The 21,190-nt window shown below is 67.7% G+C and carries 23 protein-coding genes; 18 read left to right on the top strand and 5 right to left on the bottom strand.

What is annotated here, in order from left to right:
* Positions 1 to 9: 9 nt before the first annotated feature.
* On the bottom strand, positions 10 to 1,404 hold the full coding sequence (locus tag FIV50_RS17780; protein ID WP_140037527.1) for a DUF2510 domain-containing protein: 1,395 nt from the start codon (positions 1,402 to 1,404) through the stop codon (positions 10 to 12).
* 138 nt (positions 1,405 to 1,542) lie between these two features.
* Here FIV50_RS17780 and ftsE point away from each other — a divergent pair, with 138 nt between their 5' ends.
* The 3 genes from ftsE to smpB all read left to right on the top strand — a co-directional run bounded on the left by ftsE (position 1,543) and on the right by smpB (position 4,077).
* The gene (ftsE, locus tag FIV50_RS11370) at positions 1,543 to 2,604 is read left to right on the top strand and encodes a cell division ATP-binding protein FtsE (protein WP_140037526.1); all 1,062 of its coding nucleotides are present in this window, start codon (positions 1,543 to 1,545) and stop codon (positions 2,602 to 2,604) included.
* Entirely contained in the window at positions 2,601 to 3,515 is a 915-nt protein-coding gene (ftsX, locus tag FIV50_RS11365; protein WP_140037525.1) for a permease-like cell division protein FtsX, read from the top strand. The genes ftsE and ftsX overlap by 4 nt, the downstream gene beginning before the upstream one ends.
* Positions 3,516 to 3,600: 85 nt before the next feature.
* Positions 3,601 to 4,077 (top strand): SsrA-binding protein SmpB, encoded by a 477-nt coding sequence (gene smpB, locus FIV50_RS11360; RefSeq protein ID WP_042536531.1) that lies wholly within the window; start codon positions 3,601 to 3,603, stop codon positions 4,075 to 4,077.
* Here the strand turns inward: smpB and FIV50_RS11355 are convergent, their stop codons facing one another.
* Together FIV50_RS11355 and lexA are read right to left on the bottom strand one after the other, a co-directional pair.
* A complete protein-coding gene (locus FIV50_RS11355; protein ID WP_140037524.1) occupies positions 4,078 to 5,937 on the bottom strand; it encodes a S9 family peptidase in 1,860 nt (619 codons plus the stop codon).
* A 107-nt stretch (positions 5,938 to 6,044) separates the two neighbouring features.
* Entirely contained in the window at positions 6,045 to 6,731 is a 687-nt protein-coding gene (lexA, locus tag FIV50_RS11350) for a transcriptional repressor LexA (protein WP_140037523.1), read from the bottom strand.
* 281 nt (positions 6,732 to 7,012) lie between these two features.
* On the opposite strand from lexA, the gene FIV50_RS11345 reads away from it, so the two are divergent.
* The 4 genes from FIV50_RS11345 to hisH all read left to right on the top strand — a co-directional run bounded on the left by FIV50_RS11345 (position 7,013) and on the right by hisH (position 9,813).
* Positions 7,013 to 7,375: a LysM peptidoglycan-binding domain-containing protein gene (locus FIV50_RS11345; RefSeq protein ID WP_140037522.1), complete on the top strand. Its 363-nt coding sequence runs from the start codon at positions 7,013 to 7,015 to the stop codon at positions 7,373 to 7,375.
* A 91-nt stretch (positions 7,376 to 7,466) separates the two neighbouring features.
* Entirely contained in the window at positions 7,467 to 8,561 is a 1,095-nt protein-coding gene (locus FIV50_RS11340; protein ID WP_181164208.1) for a histidinol-phosphate transaminase, read from the top strand.
* Positions 8,558 to 9,175, top strand: coding sequence for an imidazoleglycerol-phosphate dehydratase HisB (gene hisB / locus FIV50_RS11335; RefSeq protein WP_140037520.1), 618 nt, complete (start codon positions 8,558 to 8,560; stop codon positions 9,173 to 9,175). The genes FIV50_RS11340 and hisB overlap by 4 nt, the downstream gene beginning before the upstream one ends.
* Positions 9,172 to 9,813 (top strand): imidazole glycerol phosphate synthase subunit HisH, encoded by a 642-nt coding sequence (gene hisH / locus FIV50_RS11330; protein ID WP_140037519.1) that lies wholly within the window; start codon positions 9,172 to 9,174, stop codon positions 9,811 to 9,813. The genes hisB and hisH overlap by 4 nt, the downstream gene beginning before the upstream one ends.
* Before the next feature lie 13 nt (positions 9,814 to 9,826).
* Here the strand turns inward: hisH and FIV50_RS11325 are convergent, their stop codons facing one another.
* Positions 9,827 to 11,335, bottom strand: coding sequence for a MinD/ParA family ATP-binding protein (locus FIV50_RS11325; protein WP_140037518.1), 1,509 nt, complete (start codon positions 11,333 to 11,335; stop codon positions 9,827 to 9,829).
* Positions 11,336 to 11,489: 154 nt separating this feature from the next.
* On the opposite strand from FIV50_RS11325, the gene priA reads away from it, so the two are divergent.
* Together priA and FIV50_RS11315 are read left to right on the top strand one after the other, a co-directional pair.
* Complete coding sequence (gene priA, locus FIV50_RS11320) at positions 11,490 to 12,236, top strand: bifunctional 1-(5-phosphoribosyl)-5-((5-phosphoribosylamino)methylideneamino)imidazole-4-carboxamide isomerase/phosphoribosylanthranilate isomerase PriA (protein WP_140037517.1); 747 nt, start codon at positions 11,490 to 11,492, stop codon at positions 12,234 to 12,236.
* A complete protein-coding gene (locus tag FIV50_RS11315; protein WP_140037516.1) occupies positions 12,220 to 13,059 on the top strand; it encodes an SseB family protein in 840 nt (279 codons plus the stop codon). Before priA ends, FIV50_RS11315 begins: the two co-directional genes overlap by 17 nt.
* Before the next feature lie 48 nt (positions 13,060 to 13,107).
* On the opposite strand, the gene FIV50_RS11310 is transcribed toward FIV50_RS11315, so the two are convergent.
* Entirely contained in the window at positions 13,108 to 13,506 is a 399-nt protein-coding gene (locus FIV50_RS11310) for a DUF1844 domain-containing protein (RefSeq protein WP_140037515.1), read from the bottom strand.
* A gap of 232 nt (positions 13,507 to 13,738) precedes the next feature.
* Here FIV50_RS11310 and infC point away from each other — a divergent pair, with 232 nt between their 5' ends.
* The 9 genes from infC to FIV50_RS11265 all read left to right on the top strand — a co-directional run bounded on the left by infC (position 13,739) and on the right by FIV50_RS11265 (position 21,153).
* Positions 13,739 to 14,389, top strand: a complete 651-nt coding sequence (infC, locus tag FIV50_RS11305) for a translation initiation factor IF-3 (RefSeq protein ID WP_079113185.1) — start codon at positions 13,739 to 13,741, stop codon at positions 14,387 to 14,389.
* A 72-nt stretch (positions 14,390 to 14,461) separates the two neighbouring features.
* A complete protein-coding gene (gene rpmI / locus FIV50_RS11300; RefSeq protein ID WP_036278714.1) occupies positions 14,462 to 14,656 on the top strand; it encodes a 50S ribosomal protein L35 in 195 nt (64 codons plus the stop codon).
* 32 nt (positions 14,657 to 14,688) lie between these two features.
* Positions 14,689 to 15,075, top strand: coding sequence for a 50S ribosomal protein L20 (gene rplT / locus FIV50_RS11295; protein ID WP_140037513.1), 387 nt, complete (start codon positions 14,689 to 14,691; stop codon positions 15,073 to 15,075).
* 102 nt (positions 15,076 to 15,177) lie between these two features.
* Positions 15,178 to 15,990 (top strand): TrmH family RNA methyltransferase, encoded by an 813-nt coding sequence (locus FIV50_RS11290; protein WP_140037512.1) that lies wholly within the window; start codon positions 15,178 to 15,180, stop codon positions 15,988 to 15,990.
* A gap of 76 nt (positions 15,991 to 16,066) precedes the next feature.
* On the top strand, positions 16,067 to 16,735 hold the full coding sequence (locus FIV50_RS11285; RefSeq protein WP_140037511.1) for a response regulator transcription factor: 669 nt from the start codon (positions 16,067 to 16,069) through the stop codon (positions 16,733 to 16,735).
* Between the two features lie 6 nt (positions 16,736 to 16,741).
* Positions 16,742 to 18,118, top strand: a complete 1,377-nt coding sequence (locus FIV50_RS11280; RefSeq protein ID WP_140037510.1) for a sensor histidine kinase — start codon at positions 16,742 to 16,744, stop codon at positions 18,116 to 18,118.
* A gap of 44 nt (positions 18,119 to 18,162) precedes the next feature.
* Complete coding sequence (locus FIV50_RS11275) at positions 18,163 to 19,095, top strand: TAXI family TRAP transporter solute-binding subunit (protein ID WP_258184225.1); 933 nt, start codon at positions 18,163 to 18,165, stop codon at positions 19,093 to 19,095.
* Positions 19,096 to 19,447: 352 nt separating this feature from the next.
* Positions 19,448 to 20,197, top strand: a complete 750-nt coding sequence (locus tag FIV50_RS11270; RefSeq protein ID WP_375137373.1) for an amino acid ABC transporter ATP-binding protein — start codon at positions 19,448 to 19,450, stop codon at positions 20,195 to 20,197.
* Between the two features lie 47 nt (positions 20,198 to 20,244).
* A complete protein-coding gene (locus FIV50_RS11265; RefSeq protein ID WP_140037508.1) occupies positions 20,245 to 21,153 on the top strand; it encodes a glutamate ABC transporter substrate-binding protein in 909 nt (302 codons plus the stop codon).
* The last annotated feature ends 37 nt before the right edge of the window (positions 21,154 to 21,190 follow it).

Below are 21,190 nucleotides of genomic sequence, written 5' to 3'. Positions count from 1 at the left end.
CTCCTGGTCTCAGCCGGCTGACGGGACGACGGTGATGCGGGTGACCTCCTGCAGCAACTCGTCGGTGAAGATCACGTCGTAGGACTCGCTCTGCGCGACGTCGAAGGTGATCTTGCCGTCGATCGTGTCGCCGGGCTCGAGTTCTTCAGCCACGATCCCGTCGACGTAGTAGTCGTAGGTCCCTTCGACGCCCTCAGCGGTCTCGATGCCGAAGTTGAACGCGCTCAGGTAGCTCGTGCCCGAGACGCCGGTGAAGGTGACGTCGAGGATCACATAGCCGCCGTTGGTCGAGGGGATGCTCGAGCCGTCGCTCGTCGCCCACGTGGCCGAGTGGATGGTCACCTCGCTGGTGGCGGTCATCTGGTTGATCGCCACGGGGGAGCCCATCTCGCCTTCGACGACCTCGGGCGTGCCCGTGCCCTGTTCTTCGGTTCCGGTGCCGGTGTCCGAATCGCTCGACGGGGGTGCCGTCGGCAGATCGCGGACGGCTTCGGACACCGTCGCGAACACGATGACGAAGAACATGACGACGGCGATGATCGCGCCGACGACCGAGAGGATGAGGCCTGAGATTCCCGGCCACTTCTTGCCCTTGAGGAACAGCGAGATGAGCGAGACGATGAAGCCCACGCCGAGCAGCAGCCAGCCGAGCCAGAAGATCACGGGGATGCAGGACAGGATCGTGCCGAGCGCCGCGAGCCCGAGTCCGACGAGACCGAGGATCGAGGGACCCGACGGGGCTGCGGGAGCCGTCGCTCCATACGCGGCCGGGTAGCCCGTGGGGGCACCGTACTGCTGACCTGCAGGCGCGTAGGCGGCGTTGCCCGGGTAGCTCGGCGCTGCCGCCCCCGGATACCCGGGTGCCACAGGGTACTCCTGGGGCTGCGCGGGAGCAGCAGCTCCGGGGTAGGAGGGTGCGCCCCCGGCATACGGCGGCACGGTGTCGTCGGGCGGCGTCGCGCCTCCCGGAGCGGTGAACTCAGGTTCCGGCGCGTTACCGGGCGCTTCCGCGGGAGTCTCCGAGGCCGACCAGGAGGATTCAGGCTGAGGAACTACGGCGTCGTCGGCAGGCACCTCGACCGGGGGCTGTGCGTCGGCATCCGAGTCGGACGGCGCGGGGGTGTTCCATGACTGGCTCTCGACGGCGGCGACCGACTCGATCGACGCGGCGGTCTCGGCGTCGGCCGCGGACTCCGGGAACCCGGCGGACGAGGCGTGGTCTGCGCTCTCCGCAGACTCGGAGCCGATGCTCGTCGCCTGGTCTTCGGCAGAACCCCCGGCGTGCTCGTCTGCCGCGGACTCCGCAGACTCGACGACGGGCGCGAAATGCTCGGTCCACTGGGTGCCGTCCCACCAGCGCTGGCGTCCGGATCCGTCGTCGTACCAGCCTGCAGGCGTCGTCATGGTTCCCCCTCGGAGTATCGTCCACACGGCGGCATGGATCGGCACCTCCATGTATAGCAGTGCCGTGCGACACTCAGGGGGGCCGCGCGGGGTGTCGCTCGCGAGCAGATGAACGGGCGCGCTTAGGCTCGAACCGCCATGATTCGGTTCGAGAACGTCACGAAACGCTATCGCGGGACCTCACGGCCCGCTCTGTCCGATGTCGACTTCGAAGTGCAGCGGGGGGAGTTCGTCTTCCTCGTCGGTGCTTCAGGGTCGGGCAAGTCTTCCTGTCTGCGGCTCATCCTCCGCGAAGACGTGCCGACGACCGGACGTGTCGCCGTGCTGGGGCGTGATCTGCGCTCGCTCGCCAACCGCAAGGTGCCCTATTTCCGACGCCACATCGGATCCGTGTTCCAGGACTTCCGACTGCTGCCGTCGAAGACCGTGTACCAGAACGTCGCCTTCACTCTGCAGGTGACGGGCTCATCGCGCGGTTTCATCCAGCAGGCCGTCCCCGAGGCGCTCGCGCTGGTCGGGCTCGACGGCAAGCAGAAGCGGATGCCGCACGAGCTCTCCGGCGGAGAGCAGCAGCGCGTCGCGATCGCTCGAGCGCTCGTCAACCGCCCCCAGGTGCTGCTCGCGGACGAGCCGACCGGAAACCTCGATCCGGCGACGTCGGTCGACATCATGCAGCTTCTCGCGAGGATCAACGCGGGCGGCACGACCGTGCTCATGGCGACTCATGAGGCGGGCTTCGTCGACCAGATGCAGCGCAGAGTGATCGAGCTCCGCGATGGCGTGATGGTGCGAGACGAGGTGCACGGTGGCTACGGCGACACGTCGAAGATCCCTCGCCTGGTCCCCGAGGAGGTGCGCGGCGCAGCAGCTGCGGCCGCCCTCACCGCGGTGCAGGAGGTGCAGCGCCAGACCGCCGATCTCTCCCTCGTCCGCGCGGCGCTCGCTGAGGAGCTCACTGCGCAGCGCAAGGCCGCAGGAGCATCCGCGGATGCCGTGCCGACCGCTTCCGAGACACCGGAGGCGCAGGCAGCCCCGATCGAACCGCCCATCATCGAGGAGCAGCCGGCCGTCGTCCAGGCTCCTGGCGCGCCTCGAACGCATCCCATCGTGATCCCGCAGGTCGACGTCGCGGAACTCGGCGTGGCCGATCGCCTCGGCTTGTCCGATGACGGCTCGGAAGAAGTGGGGCCGACGTCATGAGAATCGGACTCATCCTCACCGAGGCACTCGGGGGCCTTCGTCGAAACATCTCGATGGTCATCTCGGTCGTGCTCGTCACCTTCGTGTCGCTGACGTTCGTCGGCGCCGCGATCCTCATGCAGGCGCAGATCGGCACCATGCGCGGCTACTGGACCGAGCGGGCCCAGGTCGCCGTGTACATGTGCTCCGACATCTCCGAGCAGGACACCTGTGTCGACGGGGGCGCTTCGGAGGAGCAGGTGAACGCCGTGCGAGCTCAGCTCGAGGGCGAGGCGCTCGCCCCTCTGATCAGCGAGGTCAGCTTCGACTCCAAGGAAGACACCTACGCCAAGCTCGTCGAACAGCTCGGCGAGGATCAGGCGAGCGTGATCACCCCTGAACAGGCGTTCGAGGTCTTCTTCGTCACGATGAAGGACCCCGGGCAATCCCAGGTGATCTCCGAGGCGTTCAACGGCGTCGCCGGTGTCGAGCAGGTGCAGGACCAGCTGCAGTACCTCGAGCCGCTCTTCTCGGCGTTGACGGTCGCGACCTACATCGCGGTCGGTATCGCCACGCTGATGCTGATCGCCGCGATCCTGCTGATCGGCACGACCATCAGGCTCTCCGCCTACGCCAGGCGCAAGGAGATCGGGATCATGCGTCTGGTGGGCGCCTCCAACCGCTTCATCCAGACGCCGTTCGTGCTGGAGGGCGTGTTCGCGGCGTTCCTCGGCTCGGCGCTCGCGAGCGCGGCGGTCGTCGCCGGAGTGCATTTCGGCGTCGACGGTTACCTGCGAGGACGCGTGCCGTTCATCACGACGTGGGTGACGATGCAGGATGCTGTCGTCGTCGTCCCGGTGCTGATCGGCATCGGCGTCGTGCTGGCCGCACTCTCGGCCGGCTTCGCGATCCGGCGCTGGCTTCGCACCTGACCGGCTCGCCGGTATAGACTGACAGGCTGTCGTGCGCCCGACCAGGGCTCTGGAACCACTGCACGACGCGGATCAGGAGAGAATCATGCCCAGGGAACGCGGGGAGAAGGTCATCGCGACCAATCGTCGCGCACGTCACGACTACAACATCGAGAAGTCGTACGAGGCGGGGATGGTGCTCACCGGCACCGAGGTCAAGTCGCTGCGCCAGGGGCGGGCGAATCTGAGCGACGGATATGCGTTCGTCAAAGGGAACGAGGTTTTCCTCGATTCCGTGCATATTCCGGAGTATTCGCAGGGGCACTGGACCAACCATTCCGCGAAGCGCGTCCGCAAGCTGCTGCTGCACCGCGAGGAGATCGCGAAGCTGCAGCATGCCGTGTCCGCGGGTGGGTACACGCTGATCCCGCTGAAGCTGTACTTCTCCGACGGTCGCGCCAAGGTCGAGATCGCCCTGGCCAAGGGCAAGAAGGAATACGACAAGCGTCAGACACTGCGCGAGCGTCAGGACACCCGCGAGGCCGATCGAGCCATGCGGCTGCGCAATCGCGTCGGAGAGTGATCAGCGCGCGGGCGTGAAGCCGAACACACGCCCGAGAAAGGCGAGCTCTCTTTCGAGAGCGTCGACGATGGTCTCGCTCGCACGGAACCCGTGGCCCTCACCCGTGTAGAGCACGTACTCGTGCTCCACGCCGCGCTGGGCCAGCGCATCGCGGATCGCCTCGGACTGCGACGGCGGCACCACGCGATCCTCCGCGCCCTGCATGAGCAGCACCGGCACGTCGATCCGGTCGACGTGGGTGAGGGGCGAGCGGTCGATGTAGACGGCCTCCGCGTCGGGCAGCGGCCCCACCAGCCCCTCGATGTAGTTCGCTTCGAAGTCGTGCGAGTGCTCGCTCAGCATCCGCAGGTCGGCCACGCCGTATCTGCTGATGCCCGCGGCGAACGTCCCGCCTCGCACCAGCGATGAGAGCACCGTCCAGCCGCCCGCGGAGCCTCCCCGGATCGCGATGCGGTCGGGGTCGGCGAGTCCGGCGTCGGCGAGGCCGTGCGCCGCGGCGACGACATCGTCGACGTCGACCACACCCCATCCGCCATCGAGTCGCTCTCGGTAGGCACGTCCGTAACCTGTCGATCCGCCGTAGTTGACGTCGAGCACGCCGATGCCGCGGCTCGTCCAGAAGGCGATGGCCGCTGATGCGGCGCCCGTGACGTGGGCGGTCGGGCCGCCGTGCACGAGCACGATGTACGGAGGGAGCTCGTCGTCCGCGGCTGCCGTCGACGGATTCACCGGCTCGTAGGCGAAGGCGTGGACGGGCCCGTGCGCGCCATCGAGCAGGATCTCGGATGCTGGGCGCATCCACGTGGGATCCGACGGCGTCGCTCCCGCGACCACCTCGATGTCGCCTGAGTCGACGTCCACGCACCAGACACCGGGGGCTGCCGACGAGCTGTTGCCGGAGAGCAGCACCCGGGATCCCGCGACATCGTCGACGCTCACATGGCCGTCGGCGGGGACGGGGATGAGGCGGGCGCTGCCGTCCCGTTCCATGACGACCACCTCGTCGCGTCCGTTCGTGCGGACGGCGACGATGCGGCCGTCGGTGAGCGGTCGGTACCAGCGGTTGCCGAGCACCCAGAGCCCGTATCCCGTGTCGGCGTCCGCGTCGTCGATCTGCTCTGCAGAGCTGACCGCTCGTAGCCCCTCGACGCGCTGTCGGTGCAGGGCCCAGCGACCCGAGGGGTCATCCGAGTACAGGATCTCGTCGTCGTCCGTCCACTCCGGCTGGAGGGCGGCCCGTGTGGGCAGCTCCGTGCGCCGGGTGCCGTCGGAGAGCACCAGAGACGCTCGCTGCCACGGCATCCGTTCGCCCGACCACTCGACCCATGCGGTGCGAGTCCCGTCCGGAGAGAGCGCGGGATGCGCGTAGAACGACTCGCCCTGCACGATCACCGTCACCAGCGCCGGCTCATCGGCGGCTGATCCGTCGGTCGGGATCTCGACGATCCCGCGCTGGTGGGGGTCGACCGAGAGGTCCTCCCGCACAGCGAACAGTCGACCGTTCTGCAGGCGCAGACCGCCGTGCGCCGCCCCTGCAGGGGTGAGGGGCACCGGGTCGTCCCCGCGCCGCATCCGATACACGCGCTGATCCTTGGCGTCGACGAAGAACAGCGTGCCCTCGGCATCCGCCGTCCACGACCCGCCGCCGTACTCGTGCACCCGCGACCGGGCGCTCCAGGGGGCGGGGAGGATCTCGGCGCCGCTGGAGCTGCGCACGGTCAGGCGCCCACCCTCGGAAGGCACCGACTCGCCCCACCAGATGTCCTCGCCGACGAAGGCGGCGCCGTCGATCCTCGGAGACGACGCGGCGATCAGGTCGGGAGCGAACGGGGAGGGCCAGGTACCGAACGGCGACGACATGATTCGAGCCTATGGTGCGCGGGCGCACGGCGTCACACGGGGCGTGGTCGAGAGGGAGGGCCCCAGGTCTCCGGGAGCGCGCGGTTGACGAGTCCCGCGCGGCAGAGTCAGACGGAGCGCAGCACCGCGACGATCTTCCCGAGAACGACCGCCTCGTCGCCGAGGATCGGCTCGAACGCGGAGTTCCGGGGGAGCAGCCACGTGTGGCCGTCGCGTCGACGGAGCACCTTGACCGTGGCCTCGCCGTCGAGCATCGCGGCGACGATCTCGCCGTTCTCAGCGCTGCTCTGGGAACGGACGACGACCCAGTCGCCGTCGCAGATCGCGGCGTCGATCATCGACTCGCCCGACACCTTGAGCATGAACAGGTCACCCTTGCCGACGAGCTGACGGGGGAGCGGAAAGATCTCCTCGACCTGCTGGTCGGCCGTGATCGGAACGCCGGCGGCGATGCGCCCGACGAGGGGAACCAGCGCGGCGTCTCCGACGGGCGTCGCCACGTCGGCGGGGTTCTCGCCGCTCGTGCCGGGGAGGTCGATGAGCACCTCCATCGCGCGGGTCTTGCCCGGATCGCGACGCAGGTATCCGCTGAGCTCGAGCTGCCCCAGCTGGTGGGTCACGCTGGAGAGCGACTTGAGCCCGACGGCGTCGCCGATCTCGCGCATGCTCGGCGGGTAGCCGTAGTGACTGATCGACGTCTGGATGACCTCGAGGATCGCCATCTGCTTGGGGCTCAGGCTCTTACGGCGACGAGTGCGCGGGGCATCGGCCTCGGGGGCGGAGTTGTCGCTCATGGTGCTCCTCAGGTGTGCGATCCGGCGTCTCAGTTCGAATGTCGGAGGCCCGTGGTGGGGTGTTCCTATCGAAACCGTATCCGAGAAACGCGCCGATGTGGAAGATCTGTTCGAGCGTGTCGGCCGATTCTCGCACTTCTGTTTCGAAGAACGCTTGACAGATATTCGAATTCGAAGATAACTTCGGTACGTAGCTTCGCATCCACGGCTCCCGGCCGAGGCGCGGATGCGAACGCTACGCCAACTTCACCGCCCACGCGGTAGATGCAGAGGAGCACGACATGAGCACCATCACCTTCAGCAGTGCAGCAGTCCTTCCGGCTCGTCCGGCGACGCGGCTCCGGCTGACGGCGCGTGGTCGACGCGTCGTGCTCGCCGTCGCGGCGGTGCCCCTCGCCGCCGGGATCGCGTTCGCAGCACTCAGCGGCGGCAGTGCGATGGCCTCGGGGGAGCAGACAACCGCGGCGTCGTTCGCGACCGTCACCGTGATGCCCGGCGACACGCTCTGGTCGATCGCCGAGGGCATCGCACCCGGGGCCGACCCGCGTGAGGTGATCGGTGACATCACGCGCCTGAACCTCCTCCGTGGCGGGGAGCTGCAGATCGGTCAGGAACTCGCGATTCCGACGCAGTACTCGGAGTGAGCCTCGCTTTCACCGGTCGACCCAGTGAAGCGAGAGTGTTCGTCTTCATACTCGGTCGTCACGGGCATCCGTGAGGCGAACGCGGCCTACCATGGGAAGGGTGACTGCATCACTTGACGACCTGCCGCTTCGCGACGACCTCCGAGGGCTCACGCCGTACGGAGCACCTCAAGCGCCGCTTCCGATCGCGCTGAACGTCAACGAGAACACGCATCCGGTTCCGGATGCCGTGGCCAGCGACATCCTCGACGACATCGCGGTCGCGCTCCGAGACGTCAACCGTTACCCGGATCGCGAGTTCACCACTCTGCGCGAGGGCTTCGCCGAGTACCTCGGCCACGGGCTCGAAGCCGGCCAGATCTGGGCGGGCAATGGATCGAACGAGGTGCTTCAGCACATCCTCCAGGCTTTCGGCGGGCCAGGCCGCACAGCGTTCAGCTTCAGCCCGACCTACTCGATGTATCCGCTGATCTCGAAGGGGACCGGAGCCCGGTGGGTCGCGGGCACCAGGCAGCCCGATTACACGATCACTCCGGAAGAGGCGGCGGCGCAGGTCAGGGACGTCGACCCCGATGTCATCCTCCTGTGCTCCCCGAACAATCCGACGGGCACTCCGCTCGGTCTCGACGTGGTCGAGGCGGTCTACGAGGCATCGACGGGAGTCGTGGTCGTAGACGAGGCCTACCAGGAGTTCGCGCCGCGAGACGCGGTATCCGCCCTCAGTCTGCTCGAAGGACGCCCGCGGCTCGCGGTCTCTCGCACCATGAGCAAGGCGTTCGCGTTCGCGGGTGCGCGTGTGGGCTATCTGGCGGCGGACCCTGCGTTCATCGACGCCCTGAGGCTCGTGCGTCTGCCGTACCACCTCAGCGCTCTCACTCAGGCGGCGGCCGTGGCCGCGCTGCGGAACTCCGACGTGATGCTGGGTATGGTCGAGGAGATCGTCGAGCAGCGCGACCGCATCTCCGCGACGCTCGAGGCCCTCGGCTACACGCCTCACGAGTCGTGGTCGAACTTCGTGCTGTTCGGTGGGGTCTCAGAACCTGCAAAGGTCTGGCAGCAGCTCTACGATCAGGGCGTCCTCATCCGCGACGTCGGAATCCCCGGTCACCTACGCGTCACCGCGGGCACCGAGGCCGAGACCACCGCGTTCCTCGATGCTCTCGCCTCGATAGGATCGGCTTCATGAGCACCCCCGCCCAGACCCCGCGCACCGCCACGCGTGTGCGCAGCACGTCCGAGTCCACCGTCGAGCTAGAGCTGAACCTCGACGGCACCGGTGCAAGCAGCATCGACACGTCGGTGCCGTTCTTCGATCACATGCTGACTGCGTTCGCGAAGCACTCGCTCACCGACCTCACCGTGCGCGCCTCCGGCGACACGCAGATCGACGCGCACCACACGGTCGAGGACATCTCGATCGTCCTCGGTCAGGCCATCCGCGAGGCGCTCGGAGACAAGTCGGGGATCTCCCGCTACGGCGATGCGCTCGTGCCGCTCGATGAGGCTCTCGCCCAGGCGGTGGTCGACATCTCGGGTCGCCCCTACCTCGTGCACACGGGGGAGCCTGCGGGCTTCGAACACCACCTCATCGGAGGCCACTTCACCGGGTCTCTGGTGCGCCACTCCTTCGAGGCGATCACCTTCAACGCGGGGCTGACGGTGCACGTGCGCGTGCTCGGAGGACGCGACCCCCACCACATCGCCGAAGCCGAGTACAAGGCGTTCGCGCGGGCATTCCGCCAGGCCAAGGCGCTCGACCCGTTGGTCGACGGCATCCCCTCGACGAAGGGTGCGTTGTGAGCTCGGCACCCAGGGTCGCCGTCTTCGACTACGAGTCGGGCAACGTCCACTCGGCGGTGAAGGCTCTCGTCGCAGCGGGAGCTGACGCGGTGCTCACGCGCGATCGCAAGGAGGCGCTCGAGGCAGACGGTCTCGTGGTGCCCGGTGTCGGTGCCTTCCAGGCCGTCCGAGACGCGCTCTACGCGCACGGCGGCGACGAGATCATCGACCGTCGTCTCGCCGGTGGACGCCCTGTGCTCGGCATCTGCGTCGGCATGCAGGTCCTCTTCGCGCACGGCGTCGAACGCGGCCACGATTCCGAGGGCCTCGGCGAGTGGCCGGGAGCGGTCACCGAACTCAATGCGCCCGTACTGCCGCACATGGGGTGGAACACGGTCGAGCCGGGCACCGACTCGGTGCTGTTCAAGGGCATCGAGAACGAGCGATTCTACTTCGTGCACTCCTACGCCGCGCAGTCGTGGGAGCTCGATGTCATCCCGCCGTTCCCGCAGCCGGTGCTCACGTGGTCGACCTACGGAGACCCGTTCCTCGCCGCCGTCGAGAACGGGCCGCTCTCAGCGACCCAGTTCCACCCGGAGAAGTCGGGAGAGGCCGGAATCCAGCTGCTCCGCAACTGGGTCGACAGCCTGCGAGCCTGACGGGCGCAGCTGTTCAGAACCCGCGTGCGACGGCCGCTGCGGCCGAGAGCCAGGATCGCTGCGTCGGCGCTGCGAGTGCACGGAGACGAAGGTGGCCGTCGACCATCTCGCGGTCGAAGGGGATGCCGACGACCTCGCGCGCGAGGGGCTGGTAGCCCGCGATCACGTCTGTCACTTCTGCGGGCGATGCCTTCGGATCCGCCTGGCTGACGACGACCACCGACTCTCGCGCGAGGCGGGCTGAGCGCTCATCGCGGTCCTCGAGAGCCTCCAGCAGCAGAGCTCCGGCTTCGGCATGGTCGTCGCGCGTCGTCGTCGCGACGACGATCTGGTCGGCGAGGTCGATCATCCGCAACCACATGGGATCGGACTCGTCGTTGCCGGAGTCGATGATGATCAGGCGATAGAACTTGGCGGCGATCGCGTGGATGGAGTCGACATCGGCGGGCCGGAGTCGGTTCTCGTGCGCGAGCCGGATCGGCTTCGAGCGCAGGACATCGTATTTCTCCTGCGGCTGGTGATGCACGAAGTGCGCGAGGTCCGCCGACTGCCCCTGGGCTCCCAGCAGGCGCTGAGTCTGCGGAAGCAGCTCGAGCAGCGTGCGGTCGTGCGCTCCGGTCTCGGTGCGCCAGCCGAGCGTGCCGCGGGTCTGGTTGTTGTCCCAGGCCAGAACTCCGGCCCCGCCGTACTGGGCGAAGACCGCTGACAGCAGCACGGTGGCGGGTGTCTTGCCCGCCCCGCCCTTGCCGTTGACGACCGCGACGGTGCGCGGCCCAGGCCAGTGACGACTCACCGCATGCTCGTCGTCGCGGACGGCTCGCTCACGGGCGTTGGGTCCGAGGGAGAATCCGACGCGATTGAGCAGTCCGCGCCCGCCCTGACGTGCGGGCTCTTCCCGCCGCTCCTCCTGCAGGAACGAGCGGCGGCCCACGCCCTGCTCGCGCTGCTGGCGACGCGATGACGCCGAGGACGCAGACTCGGCGGCGGCCGCGTTCGGGGCCGCCGTAGCAGTGCCGGTCGACTGCGGCAGCGGTGGGGCGGGCGGCACGCCGGGAATCTGGTTCTGCGGCACGACGTTCGTCGGCGCAGGCGTCGGCGGGATGTTCGGGGGCGGGGTCGGGGCCGAAGTTCTCGCCGCGGGCTGGGCTTCAGCGCCGTGAGCGACGACGGGGGCCTGCGGCTCCGACCACGCTTCGGAAGGGGGGCCCGGATTCGAGGGCGTCGCCGGGGCTGCGGAGGCTGCGGGCGGCCGGGAGATCGGGCTCGGGGGGTTGACCGCTCGAGGAGTGCCGGTCGGCGGAGTCGTGGCGGATGCTGCCGCCCATGCTGCCGCCGCGGCCGCGCGCGTCCCTGGCACGGGTGGGCTCGGCGGTGTGTCACCGGTCAGCGGCCGTTGCCGCGCGTCGACGGGGAGCTCGTCCGGTGCGACCGGCGGCTGTCCGCCGTCATCCGGAGTCTCGGGAGGCAGCGCATTGCCGCGCCGCAGGGGTCCGCCTCCTCGCGTTTCCGCATCGCGAACCATGCAACATCTCCTCACAGACCGAACAGGGGCGTCATCGAGGCTACCGCGTGGCACGCGGTGTTCTCTGCTGTCATCGTTTTGGAGCGGGCGGATACGCGGGCTAGTGTCGATTCTCGTGCCGGCGAATCGGCTATCCATCTCACCTGAGGACGTCATGAACGACTTCGCGCAGTCTCCTTCTCTCACTCTGCTCCCCGCCGTCGATGTCGCCGGGGGCAAGGCAGTCCGTCTCACCCAGGGTGAGGCCGGCACCGAGACCAGCTACGGCGACCCGCTCGACGCCGCGGGGGAGTGGGTCGCGCAGGGCGCGAAGTGGATTCACCTCGTCGACCTCGATGCAGCCTTCGGTCGCGGCAGCAATGCGCCGATCCTGCGCAAGGTCATCAAGCAGTTCAAGCACGTCAACGTCGAGCTGTCGGGCGGCATCCGTGACGACGCGACGCTCGAGGCGGCGCTCGAGAGCGGCGCGAGCCGCATCAACCTCGGCACGGCCGCGCTCGAGAACCCCGAGTGGGCGGCTGACGTGATCGGCCGCTTCGGTGAGGCGATCGCCGTGGGACTGGACGTCCGTGGAACCACGCTCGCCGCGCGCGGCTGGACCAAGGAGGGCGGCGACCTCTGGGAGGTTCTCGAGCGCCTCGAGGATGCCGGCTGCAGCCGCTACGTCGTGACCGACGTCACGAAGGACGGAACACTCAAGGGTCCGAACCTCGAGCTGCTCCGCGAGGTCGCATCGCGCACTCCCAAGCCTGTCGTGGCATCGGGCGGCATCTCGAATCTCGATGACATCGCCGCGCTGCGCGAACTGGTTCCGCTCGGGGTCGAGGGTGCCATCGTCGGCAAGGCGCTCTACGCCGGAGCGTTCACGCTGGCTGAGGCGCTGGATGTCGCAGGGGACTGACGACGCCTGCGGCCATGGCCCACAGGGTCATGGCTCGCACGATCACGCCGCCTCGAACCATGCTCTGCCGAACCACGGCGACTCCGCAGGGGTGCCCTGGGAGGGGCGCAGCTTCGAGTCGAATCCGCACGCGGCCGACGATGGCTCCGCCGACCCTGCGCTTCTCGATGCTGTTCTGCGCTTCCGGGCGGGGGAGGGCGCTCAGTCCGAGGTCGTGGATGCCTTCCGCACGGCGCGGGTGCTGATCCCGCTCGTCGCCGAGAAGGGCGAGGAGGGCTTGGCTCCCAGCGGTCTCACGGTCGACAAGACGCAGGAGCTCTCCATCGTCACGGTGGCCGCCCCGGATGGCCGTCGCGTGCAGCCCGTGTTCTCCTCGGTCGAGGCGATGCAGCGCTGGGACGCCACGGCTCGACCGATTCCGGTCGAAGCCACCCGGGCTGCACTCGCGGCGTCTGCCGACGACACCGACCTCATCGTGCTCGATCCGACGTCCGACACGGAGTTCGTCCTCCGTCGTCCGGCAGTGTGGGCGATCGCGCAGGGGCATGGCTGGGAGCCGAGCTTCCTGTCGCCCGAGGTGTTCGGCGCGCTGCAGGCGAGCGTCGCGCACGAGCTCGCTGTGATAGACGTGTCCGTTGCAGCGGGAGACCCCGATGCGCGCCTGCGGGGCCCCGAGCTGATCGTGATCCTCGAGCTGGTCGACGGCCTCGAACGCGAGGTGCTCGACGCCGTGCTCGCGCGTCTCGCTCAGCGCTGGGCGTCGGATGACCGCATCGCCGTGCTCGTCGATTCCCTCACCGTGAAGCTGCGACGCTCGGCCTGACCGGCGCGGCGATGTCGCCGGCCGGCCAGCCGGAGCAGGGTGGGCCGGCTAGTTGACCGGCCCGGTCCACTTCTCGCCCGGACCTTTGCCGATCGGGTCGGGGATGCTCGATGCCTCACGGAACGCGAGCTGCAACGAGCGCAGCCCGTCGCGCAGCGAGCGTGCGTGCATGTCGCTGATCTCCGGCGCGCCGGCGGTGATCAGACCTGCCAGGGAGTTGATCAACTTGCGAGCCTCGTCGAGATCGAGCTGCTCTGCCGCCTGCGGGTCGTCGGCGAGGCCGAGCTTCACCGCTGCCGCGCTCATGAGGTGCACGGCCGCGGTCGTGATGACCTCGACCGCCGGAACGTCTGCGATGTCCCGAGTGGCGGAAGATGCCGCCTCCTCCTGCCGTGCCCAGCGCTCTTCGCGCTCGCGTGCAGCCTCATCCGATGCCTGGTTCGTCACTTCGCCTTGCCTTCTGTTAGACTGTGTCGGGCTCCGGAGCGTCATGCTCCGGTACGAAAGAGGATTCACTTCCCACCCGCGCTTGCCGTTCCAGGCTACCGGGTCTTGCACTCCACCGGATCGCGTCGTCAGACTCATCCGGCAGGCAGGGTGCGGAGCCGGCGTCTGAATGCCGGTGGGTGGGGGACGATTCTGATTTCGCCCGGGATGCTGACTGCGTCCTGGTGGCTGAATCCCATCGTCTAAGGAGTTACGCATCAGCGATCCCCGCACCAATGAGCGCATCCGCGTCCCCGAGGTCCGCCTCGTCGGCCCCGCGGGTGAGCAGATCGGCGTCGTCCGCATCGAGGCGGCGCTGCGCCTTGCGCAGGAAGCCGACCTCGACCTCGTCGAGGTCGCACCGAACTCGAAGCCGCCCGTGGTCAAGATCATGGACTACGGCAAGTTCAAGTACGAAGCCGCCCAGAAGGAGAAGGAGGCTCGCCGCAACCAGGCGAACACCATTCTCAAGGAGGTCCGCTTCCGCTTGAAGATCGAGGCGCACGACTACACGACCAAGCTCAAGCGCGCCGAGGGCTTCCTCAAGGCGGGCGACAAGGTCAAGGCGATGATCCTGTTCCGCGGTCGCGAGCAGTCGCGTCCCGAGCAGGGTGTGCGACTTCTCCGCAAGTTCGCCGAGGATGTCGCCGAGCTCGGAACCGTCGAGTCGAACCCGACCATCGATGGTCGCAACATGGTCATGATCGTGGCTCCGCTCAAGAGCAAGTCCGAAGCCAAGCAGGAGCAGAACGCGGTTCGCGACGCCCAGCGCGCAGCGAACAAGCAGGCTGCCCGCGAAGCCAAGAGCGACACTGACGCACCGGCCGAGGCCGCAGCGGAGTAACTCCCGCCCCCAGACTCCCGCACCGCGGGTTGACACCGTCGCCTGAGAAGGCGCCATACGAAGGAAGAGAAGATGCCGAAGCAGAAGACCCACTCGGGTGCTAAGAAGCGCTTCAAGATCACCGGCAGCGGCAAGCTGAAGAAGCAGCAGGCCGGTATGCGCCACAACCTCGAGCACAAGTCGAGCCGGCGTACCCGTCGTCTGAACCAGGACCAGGTGCTCTCGAAGGCTGACACCAAGACGGCCAAGAAGCTTCTCGGCCGCTGACGCGCCCGACGCACGAATAGGAACACAGGAAAATGGCAAGAGTCAAGCGGGCGGTAAACGCCCACAAGAAGCGTCGGGTCATCCTCGAGCGCGCAAAGGGTTACCGCGGTCAGCGTTCGCGCCTGTACCGCAAGGCCAAAGAGCAGGTCATCCACTCGCTCGTCTACTCGTACCGTGACCGTCGCAAGCGCAAGGGCGACTTCCGCCGCCTCTGGATCCAGCGCATCAACGCCGCTGCACGCCAGCACGGCATCACGTACAACCGCTTCATCCAGGGCCTCGGTCTCGCGGGTGTCACTGTCGACCGTCGTATGCTCGCCGACCTCGCGGTCAACGACGCAGCGACCTTCACGACGCTGGTCGAGACGGCGAAGAAGGCTCTGCCCTCTGACGTCAACGCTCCGAAGTCCGCTGCGTAAGCAGCTCTTCACCACAGAGGACGCTCTCCTTCGGGAGGGCGTCCTCTGTCGTTCGTCCGACGTTTGCGCAGGAACAGCTCTGCCGTTCTCTAGACTGTGAACGTGCTGGAGAACCCCCGTTCGCCCCGAGTCCGTGCCGTCGCCAAGCTGACCAAGCGCAGCGCGCGAGCAGAGACAGGGCTCTACCTCCTCGAAGGACCTCAGGCGGTTCGAGAGGCATTGACCTACAGCCCCGAGGCGATCGTCGAGCTGTTCGCGACGCCGACGGGCTGGGAGAAGCATCCGGACATCCGCGCCAAGGCATCGGATGCCGGCATCGATGTCGAGCACGTGACCGAGTATGTGCTCAACGCGATGGCCGACACGGTCACGCCTCAGGGACTGGTCGCGGTCGTCCGGCAGGCACCCACCTCGGTGCGCGACATCTTCGCGGGCTCTCCGCGTCTCGTGGCGATCTGCGAGGAGATCAGGGATCCGGGAAACCTCGGCACGATCATCAGAGCGGCCGACGCGGCGGGGGCGGATGCGGTCGTGCTCACCGGACGCACGGTCGACCCGTACAACCCGAAGGTCGTGCGTGCCACGACCGGGTCTCTGTTCCACCTGCCCGTGTCGGTGGGAGCCGAGCTCTCTGATGTCGTCGAGAAGGCGCACGCAGCCGGTCTGCAGATCCTCGCTGCGGACGTGAAGGGCGAGGATCTTCTTCGCGCTCGCGCCGACGGAGTCCTCGCGGAGCCGACGGCCTGGCTGTTCGGCAACGAGGCGCGCGGGCTCGAGGAGGATGCGCTCGCCCAGGCCGACCAGGTGCTGAAGCTGCCGATCTTCGGTCGAGCCGAGTCGTTGAACCTGGCCACAGCGGCGAGCGTCTGCCTCTATGAGAGCGCTTTCGCGCAGCGGGCGGCATCCTCGGCCTGATCGCGGTCGGCCAGGCGGTCTCTCGCCCTGCTGGTAGGTTTATCCCAGCTCGAGCGGAGAAGGGGATCCAGGGTCGATGCAGATTCTGATCGTGGAGGACGACGAGCGAGTCGCCGCCGCACTCGAGGCATTCCTCGCGCGATCCGGATACGCGACCGTGCGCGCGGCAGACGGCGCGTCCGCCCTGCATATGCTGGGTGCGGACACCGAGGTGGTACTCCTCGATCTCGGTCTGCCCGATGTCGACGGCATCGATCTCTGCCGCCGGATCCGCGGTCGCTCAGAGGTGCCGATCATCATCGTGACAGCGCGCAACCAGGTCACCGAGCGCATCAGAGGGCTGCGGGCCGGAGCCGATGACTTCGTCGTCAAGCCGTACGACGTGCACGAGCTCCTGGCTCGCATCGAGGCCGTCACCCGACGTTCGCGGCCGGTGAGGCCGGAGTCCGAGGCGCGTGTGCGGCTGCAGGACGGCGACGTGGAGATCGACCTCGTCGCTCGACAGGTGCTCATCGAACGGGCTCCGATCGAGCTCACTCGCAAGGAGTTCGACATCGTGGCGGTGCTCGCGCGATACCCCGGAGTGGCCGTTCCGAAGGAGCGCCTCATCCGCGAGGTCTGGAACACGGACTGGCGGGGGTTCGGACACTCTCTCGAGGTGCATGTCGGCGCGATCCGCAAGAAGGTGGGCCAGCGTCATCTGATCGAGACCGTCCGTGGTGTCGGTTACCGGCTGGCCGGGTAGTCGTCGATGCGCAGGCGTCTGGTCGTCGTGTTCCTCGTGCCGCTCGTCGCGATCCTCCTGTCGCTGGGCGGCGCGACGGCCTGGAGTGCGACCCGCAGCATCCAGCAGGCGTTCTACACCGAGCAGCTCGGTGATCTCGGGTACTTCGTGACGAGCGCGCGACAGGCACTCCGATCGGGGAGCGCGACGGTGATCGATGCCGAGGTCCAGCGCTTCCACCAGGTGTACGGAATCGACGTCGTCGTGTTCGATCTCACCGGCGGCGTGTGGGCATCGGGAGAAGACGCAACCGAGGTGCTGCCTGACGACGATGCCGCACGCGTCGCCCTCGCGCTCTCGGGGCGGCGGGCTGAAGCTCCCGAGCCGGTGTTCCCGTGGATCGCGGCGGAATTCTCTCTCGTCGAGCCGGTCTTCGACGACGGCGACGTCATCGGCGCTGTCATGCTCTCCGCAGACGTCGAGGCACCGAGGACGGAGATCCTGCGTCAGATCCTCGTGCTGACGGCCGTGTCGACGGTGTCGATCGGGCTGGGAGTGCTGCTCGTGTTCCAGCTCGCCCGGTGGGTGCTCTCGCCGGTGCGTCGTCTCGATGAGGCGATGGTCGCCATCGAGCGAGGCGAGATGGACGCCCGGGTCGCGGAGGACACCGGCCCACCCGAGCTGCGCCGCATGACCCGCGTCTTCAACGGCATGGCGGATGAGATCGAGCGCGTCATGACACGGCAGCAGGAATTCGCGCTGAACGCCTCGCACGAACTCCGCAACCCCCTCAATGCTCTGCTTCTGCGCGTCGAACACCTCTCGACCGGCCTCGACGACGACTGGAAGGACGACGTCGAGGAGACGAGGGAGGAGGGGCGCCGCATGGCTCGCATACTCGAGACGCTCCTCGGGCTCGCGCGAGGCGGGCGCTCCGACACCACGATCTCGGTCGTCGACCTCACGACGCTCGCGGCCAGACGCGCCGATGCCTGGAGTGAGGTGGCCTCTCAGCGGGGGATCACGACGCTCTCGACCGGAGCCGACCCGGTGATGAGCGTCACCGACCGGACGATCGTCGAGAGCGCGCTCGACGCGGTCATCGACAACGCGGTGAAGTTCTCTCCTGCCACCGCGGTCGTCGAGATCGGAGCGCACCGCAGCGAGGGGCGCTGCGTGCTGACGGTGCGCGATCACGGCCCGGGGCTGACACGCGAGCAGGCCGAGAACGCCGCCGACCGATTCTGGCGCAGCGACGACAGCGGCGGGGTGCCTGGTTCCGGTCTCGGCCTCGCGATCGCGACCGACCTCCTGGAGACGATCGGCGGGGAGCTGAGAGTCGACACGCCGGAGGACGGCGGGCTGCTGGTCTCGCTGCTGCTGCCTGACGGAGCTGCGGGATGATCGTGCGGGGCGGGCGCCACCCAGTCTGGCGCAGGATCGCAGCGGTGGCGGCGGTGCTAGTGGTCGCGGGCGCGAGCAGTGCATGCAGCACTCGATCGAACGACTGGGAGGACTCTCAGTACGCGATCGCCGGAGGCGGATCGAATGGGGTGTACTACGCCTACGGTGCGGAGGTCGCTCGCGAGCTGTCTGAGGCGCTGGGCGTCCGTGTGGCGGTCGCCGAGACCGCCGGGTCGGTCGACAACCTTTTGCGGGTGAGTTCGGGGGAGGCTCTGCTGGGCTTCGCTCAGGGGGATGCCGCGGCCGACGCGGTCGCGGGGGCAGGGGCATTCGACGAGCCGCTGCCGGTCCAGGCCGTCGCCCGGCTGTACGACGAGTACCTTCACGTGGTCGTGCGCGCCGACTCCGACATCGTCGAGCTCGGCGATCTCGCGGGCAGGACCGTGTCGCTGGGTGCGGAGAACTCGGGTGTCAACGTCATCGCCGCACGCGCCCTGGATGCCGCAGACGTCGACATCGCGTCGATCGCGGATCCGCAACTCGACCTCAGCGAGTCGATCAGTGCGCTCGAGCGGTCGGGGATCGACGGATTCTTCTGGGTGGGCGGCATCCCGACGCCCGGCATCGCCGAGTTGGCGACGACGACGCCCGTGCGGCTGGTGCCCGTGGAGCAGACCTGGGTCGCCGCGATAAACGCGCGCTACTCCGACGCCTACCGTCCATCGGACTTCCCGGTGGGGCTCTATGGACTCGAGGAGTCGGCGCCGACGATGGCGGTCCCGAACTACCTGGTCACCTCGTCCGACACTCCGGACGGCGTCGTGCGAGACGTCCTCACCAGCCTCTTCGACGCGCGCACCGAGATCGCGCAGCGGGTACCGGTCGCTTCTCTGCTCGACCGAAGACAGGCGATCTTCACGGGGCCGGTCGACCTGCATCCTGGCGCGGTCGAGTACTACCGGGACCAGCGCGACTGAGGCCTCAAGAAATCCTCAAGAAGTCTCATGCCGGCATGCCGCTCTGCCAATGTGGTGGTCGATCGCACTCGATTCGACGGAGAATTCAGATGCCACTGAGCCCACGCCCTTCACTCGGGCGCGCTTTCGGTCATTCTCCGGGAGCGTCCTGCGGTCGGATCCGGTCGGAGGCTTGCTGCGACGTTCTACTCGGGGGAGGGACGGAGCAGCAGGGACGCCCCCACGGTCCGCGGGGGCGGACCGTGGGGCACTCCGGCTCTCGGGTGGGATCGGCCTCTCTGCGTGGTTACGAACGTGTAAATGTCGACGCGCCTGTGTGGAGCCACGTGTTCGACCTGGCTAGTTTGGAGAAATGATGACCACCGGTAAGCCTCTCGTCGTTGTCGACAACGTCCAGAAGCACTATGGCGACTTCCAGGCGCTCACGGATATCGACCTCACGGTGAACGCCGGCGAGGTCGTGGTCGTGATCGGCCCTTCCGGCTCGGGAAAGTCGACCCTGTGTCGCACGATCAACCGCCTCGAGACGATCACGAGCGGCACGATCAGCATCGACGGCAAGGCGCTCCCCGCCGAGGGCAAGGGCCTCGCTCACCTGCGCGCAGATGTCGGCATGGTGTTCCAGTCGTTCAACCTCTTCGCGCACCTGACGATCCTCGAGAACATCACGCTCGGCCCCATCAAGGTCCGTGGGCTGAAGAAGGCGGATGCCGAGAAGGAGGCGATGATGCTGCTCGAGCGTGTCGGCGTCGCCCAGCAGGCCTCGAAGCTCCCCGCTCAGCTCTCGGGCGGACAGCAGCAGCGCGTCGCGATCGCACGAGCCCTCGCGATGCAGCCCAAGGTCATGCTCTTCGATGAGCCGACCAGTGCGCTCGACCCCGAGATGATCAACGAGGTCCTCGACGTCATGGTCGAACTGGCCCGCGACGGCATGACCATGATCGTCGTGACGCACGAGATGGGCTTCGCCCGCAAGGCCGCGAACCGCGTCGTCTTCATGGCCGACGGGAAGATCGTCGAAGAGGCGACGCCCGAGGAGTTCTTCACCAACCCGAAGAGCGACCGCGCCAAGGACTTCCTCTCGAAGCTCCTCACGCACTGACCGGCTTCAACAGACCTTTGCACACACAGCACACGAAGGAGACGCACATGCGACGTACACGGACACTGGCAGGAATCGGGATCGCGACAGTAGCGCTGTTCGCCCTGACCGCCTGCAACAGCGGCAGCCCGTCCAGCCCCGGCGCCGGAACCGGCGGCGACGAGGGCGAGGACTCGACCTGGTTCGAGGTCGCTGAGGACGTCCAGCTCGAAGGCAGCCCGACGTTCGACGCCATGCAGGAGCGCGACGGAGTCGTCGTCGGCGTCAAGGAGGACCAGCCCGGTCTCGGCTACCTCGATGTGACGACGGGTGAGCGCACCGGCTTCGACGTCGACATCGCGCGTTGGATCGCCGCGTCGCTCGGATACGACGAGGACCAAATCGAGTTCAAGCCGATCGCCTCCGCCAACCGCGAGCAGGCGATCACGAACGGTGACATCGACTACTACGTCGGCACCTACTCGATCAACGACAAGCGCAAGGAGCTCATCGACTTCGCTGGCCCGTACTTCATCACCGGCCAGGGACTTCTGGTCGCCGCTGATGCAGACGAGGCCGAGGCGCTCGAGGACTTCAACGGCAAGACCGTCTGCTCTGCGACCGGCTCGACGCCGATCCAGAACATCAAGGCGAACTTCCCCGACATCAAGACGCAGGAGTACGACCTGTACTCCGCCTGCGTCCAGGACCTCATCGACGGCAAGGTCGACGCGGTGACCACCGACCAGGCGATCCTGATCGGCTACGCAGCTCAGTACCCGGATGACGTGAAGGTCACCGGCGGACTCTTCACCGAGGAGCGCTACGGTGTCGGCCTCACCAAGGGTGACGACGCCCTGCGGACGCACATCAACGAGCTCTTCACCGACAACGGCGACATCTGGCAGGCGATCTTCGACGCGAACCTCGGTTCCAGCGGCATCGAGGTCGAACAGCCCGAGGTCGACGCGTACTGATCGACATGGGCGGCCTCCTCAGGGAGGCCGCCCACTC

It is taken from the genome of Microbacterium foliorum (assembly GCF_006385575.1).
In the GTDB taxonomy this organism is placed as follows: Bacteria; Actinomycetota; Actinomycetes; order Actinomycetales; family Microbacteriaceae; genus Microbacterium; species Microbacterium foliorum_B.
Note: the sequence above shows the minus strand (reverse complement) of the source record. Positions and strands in the feature narration are given on the sequence as shown.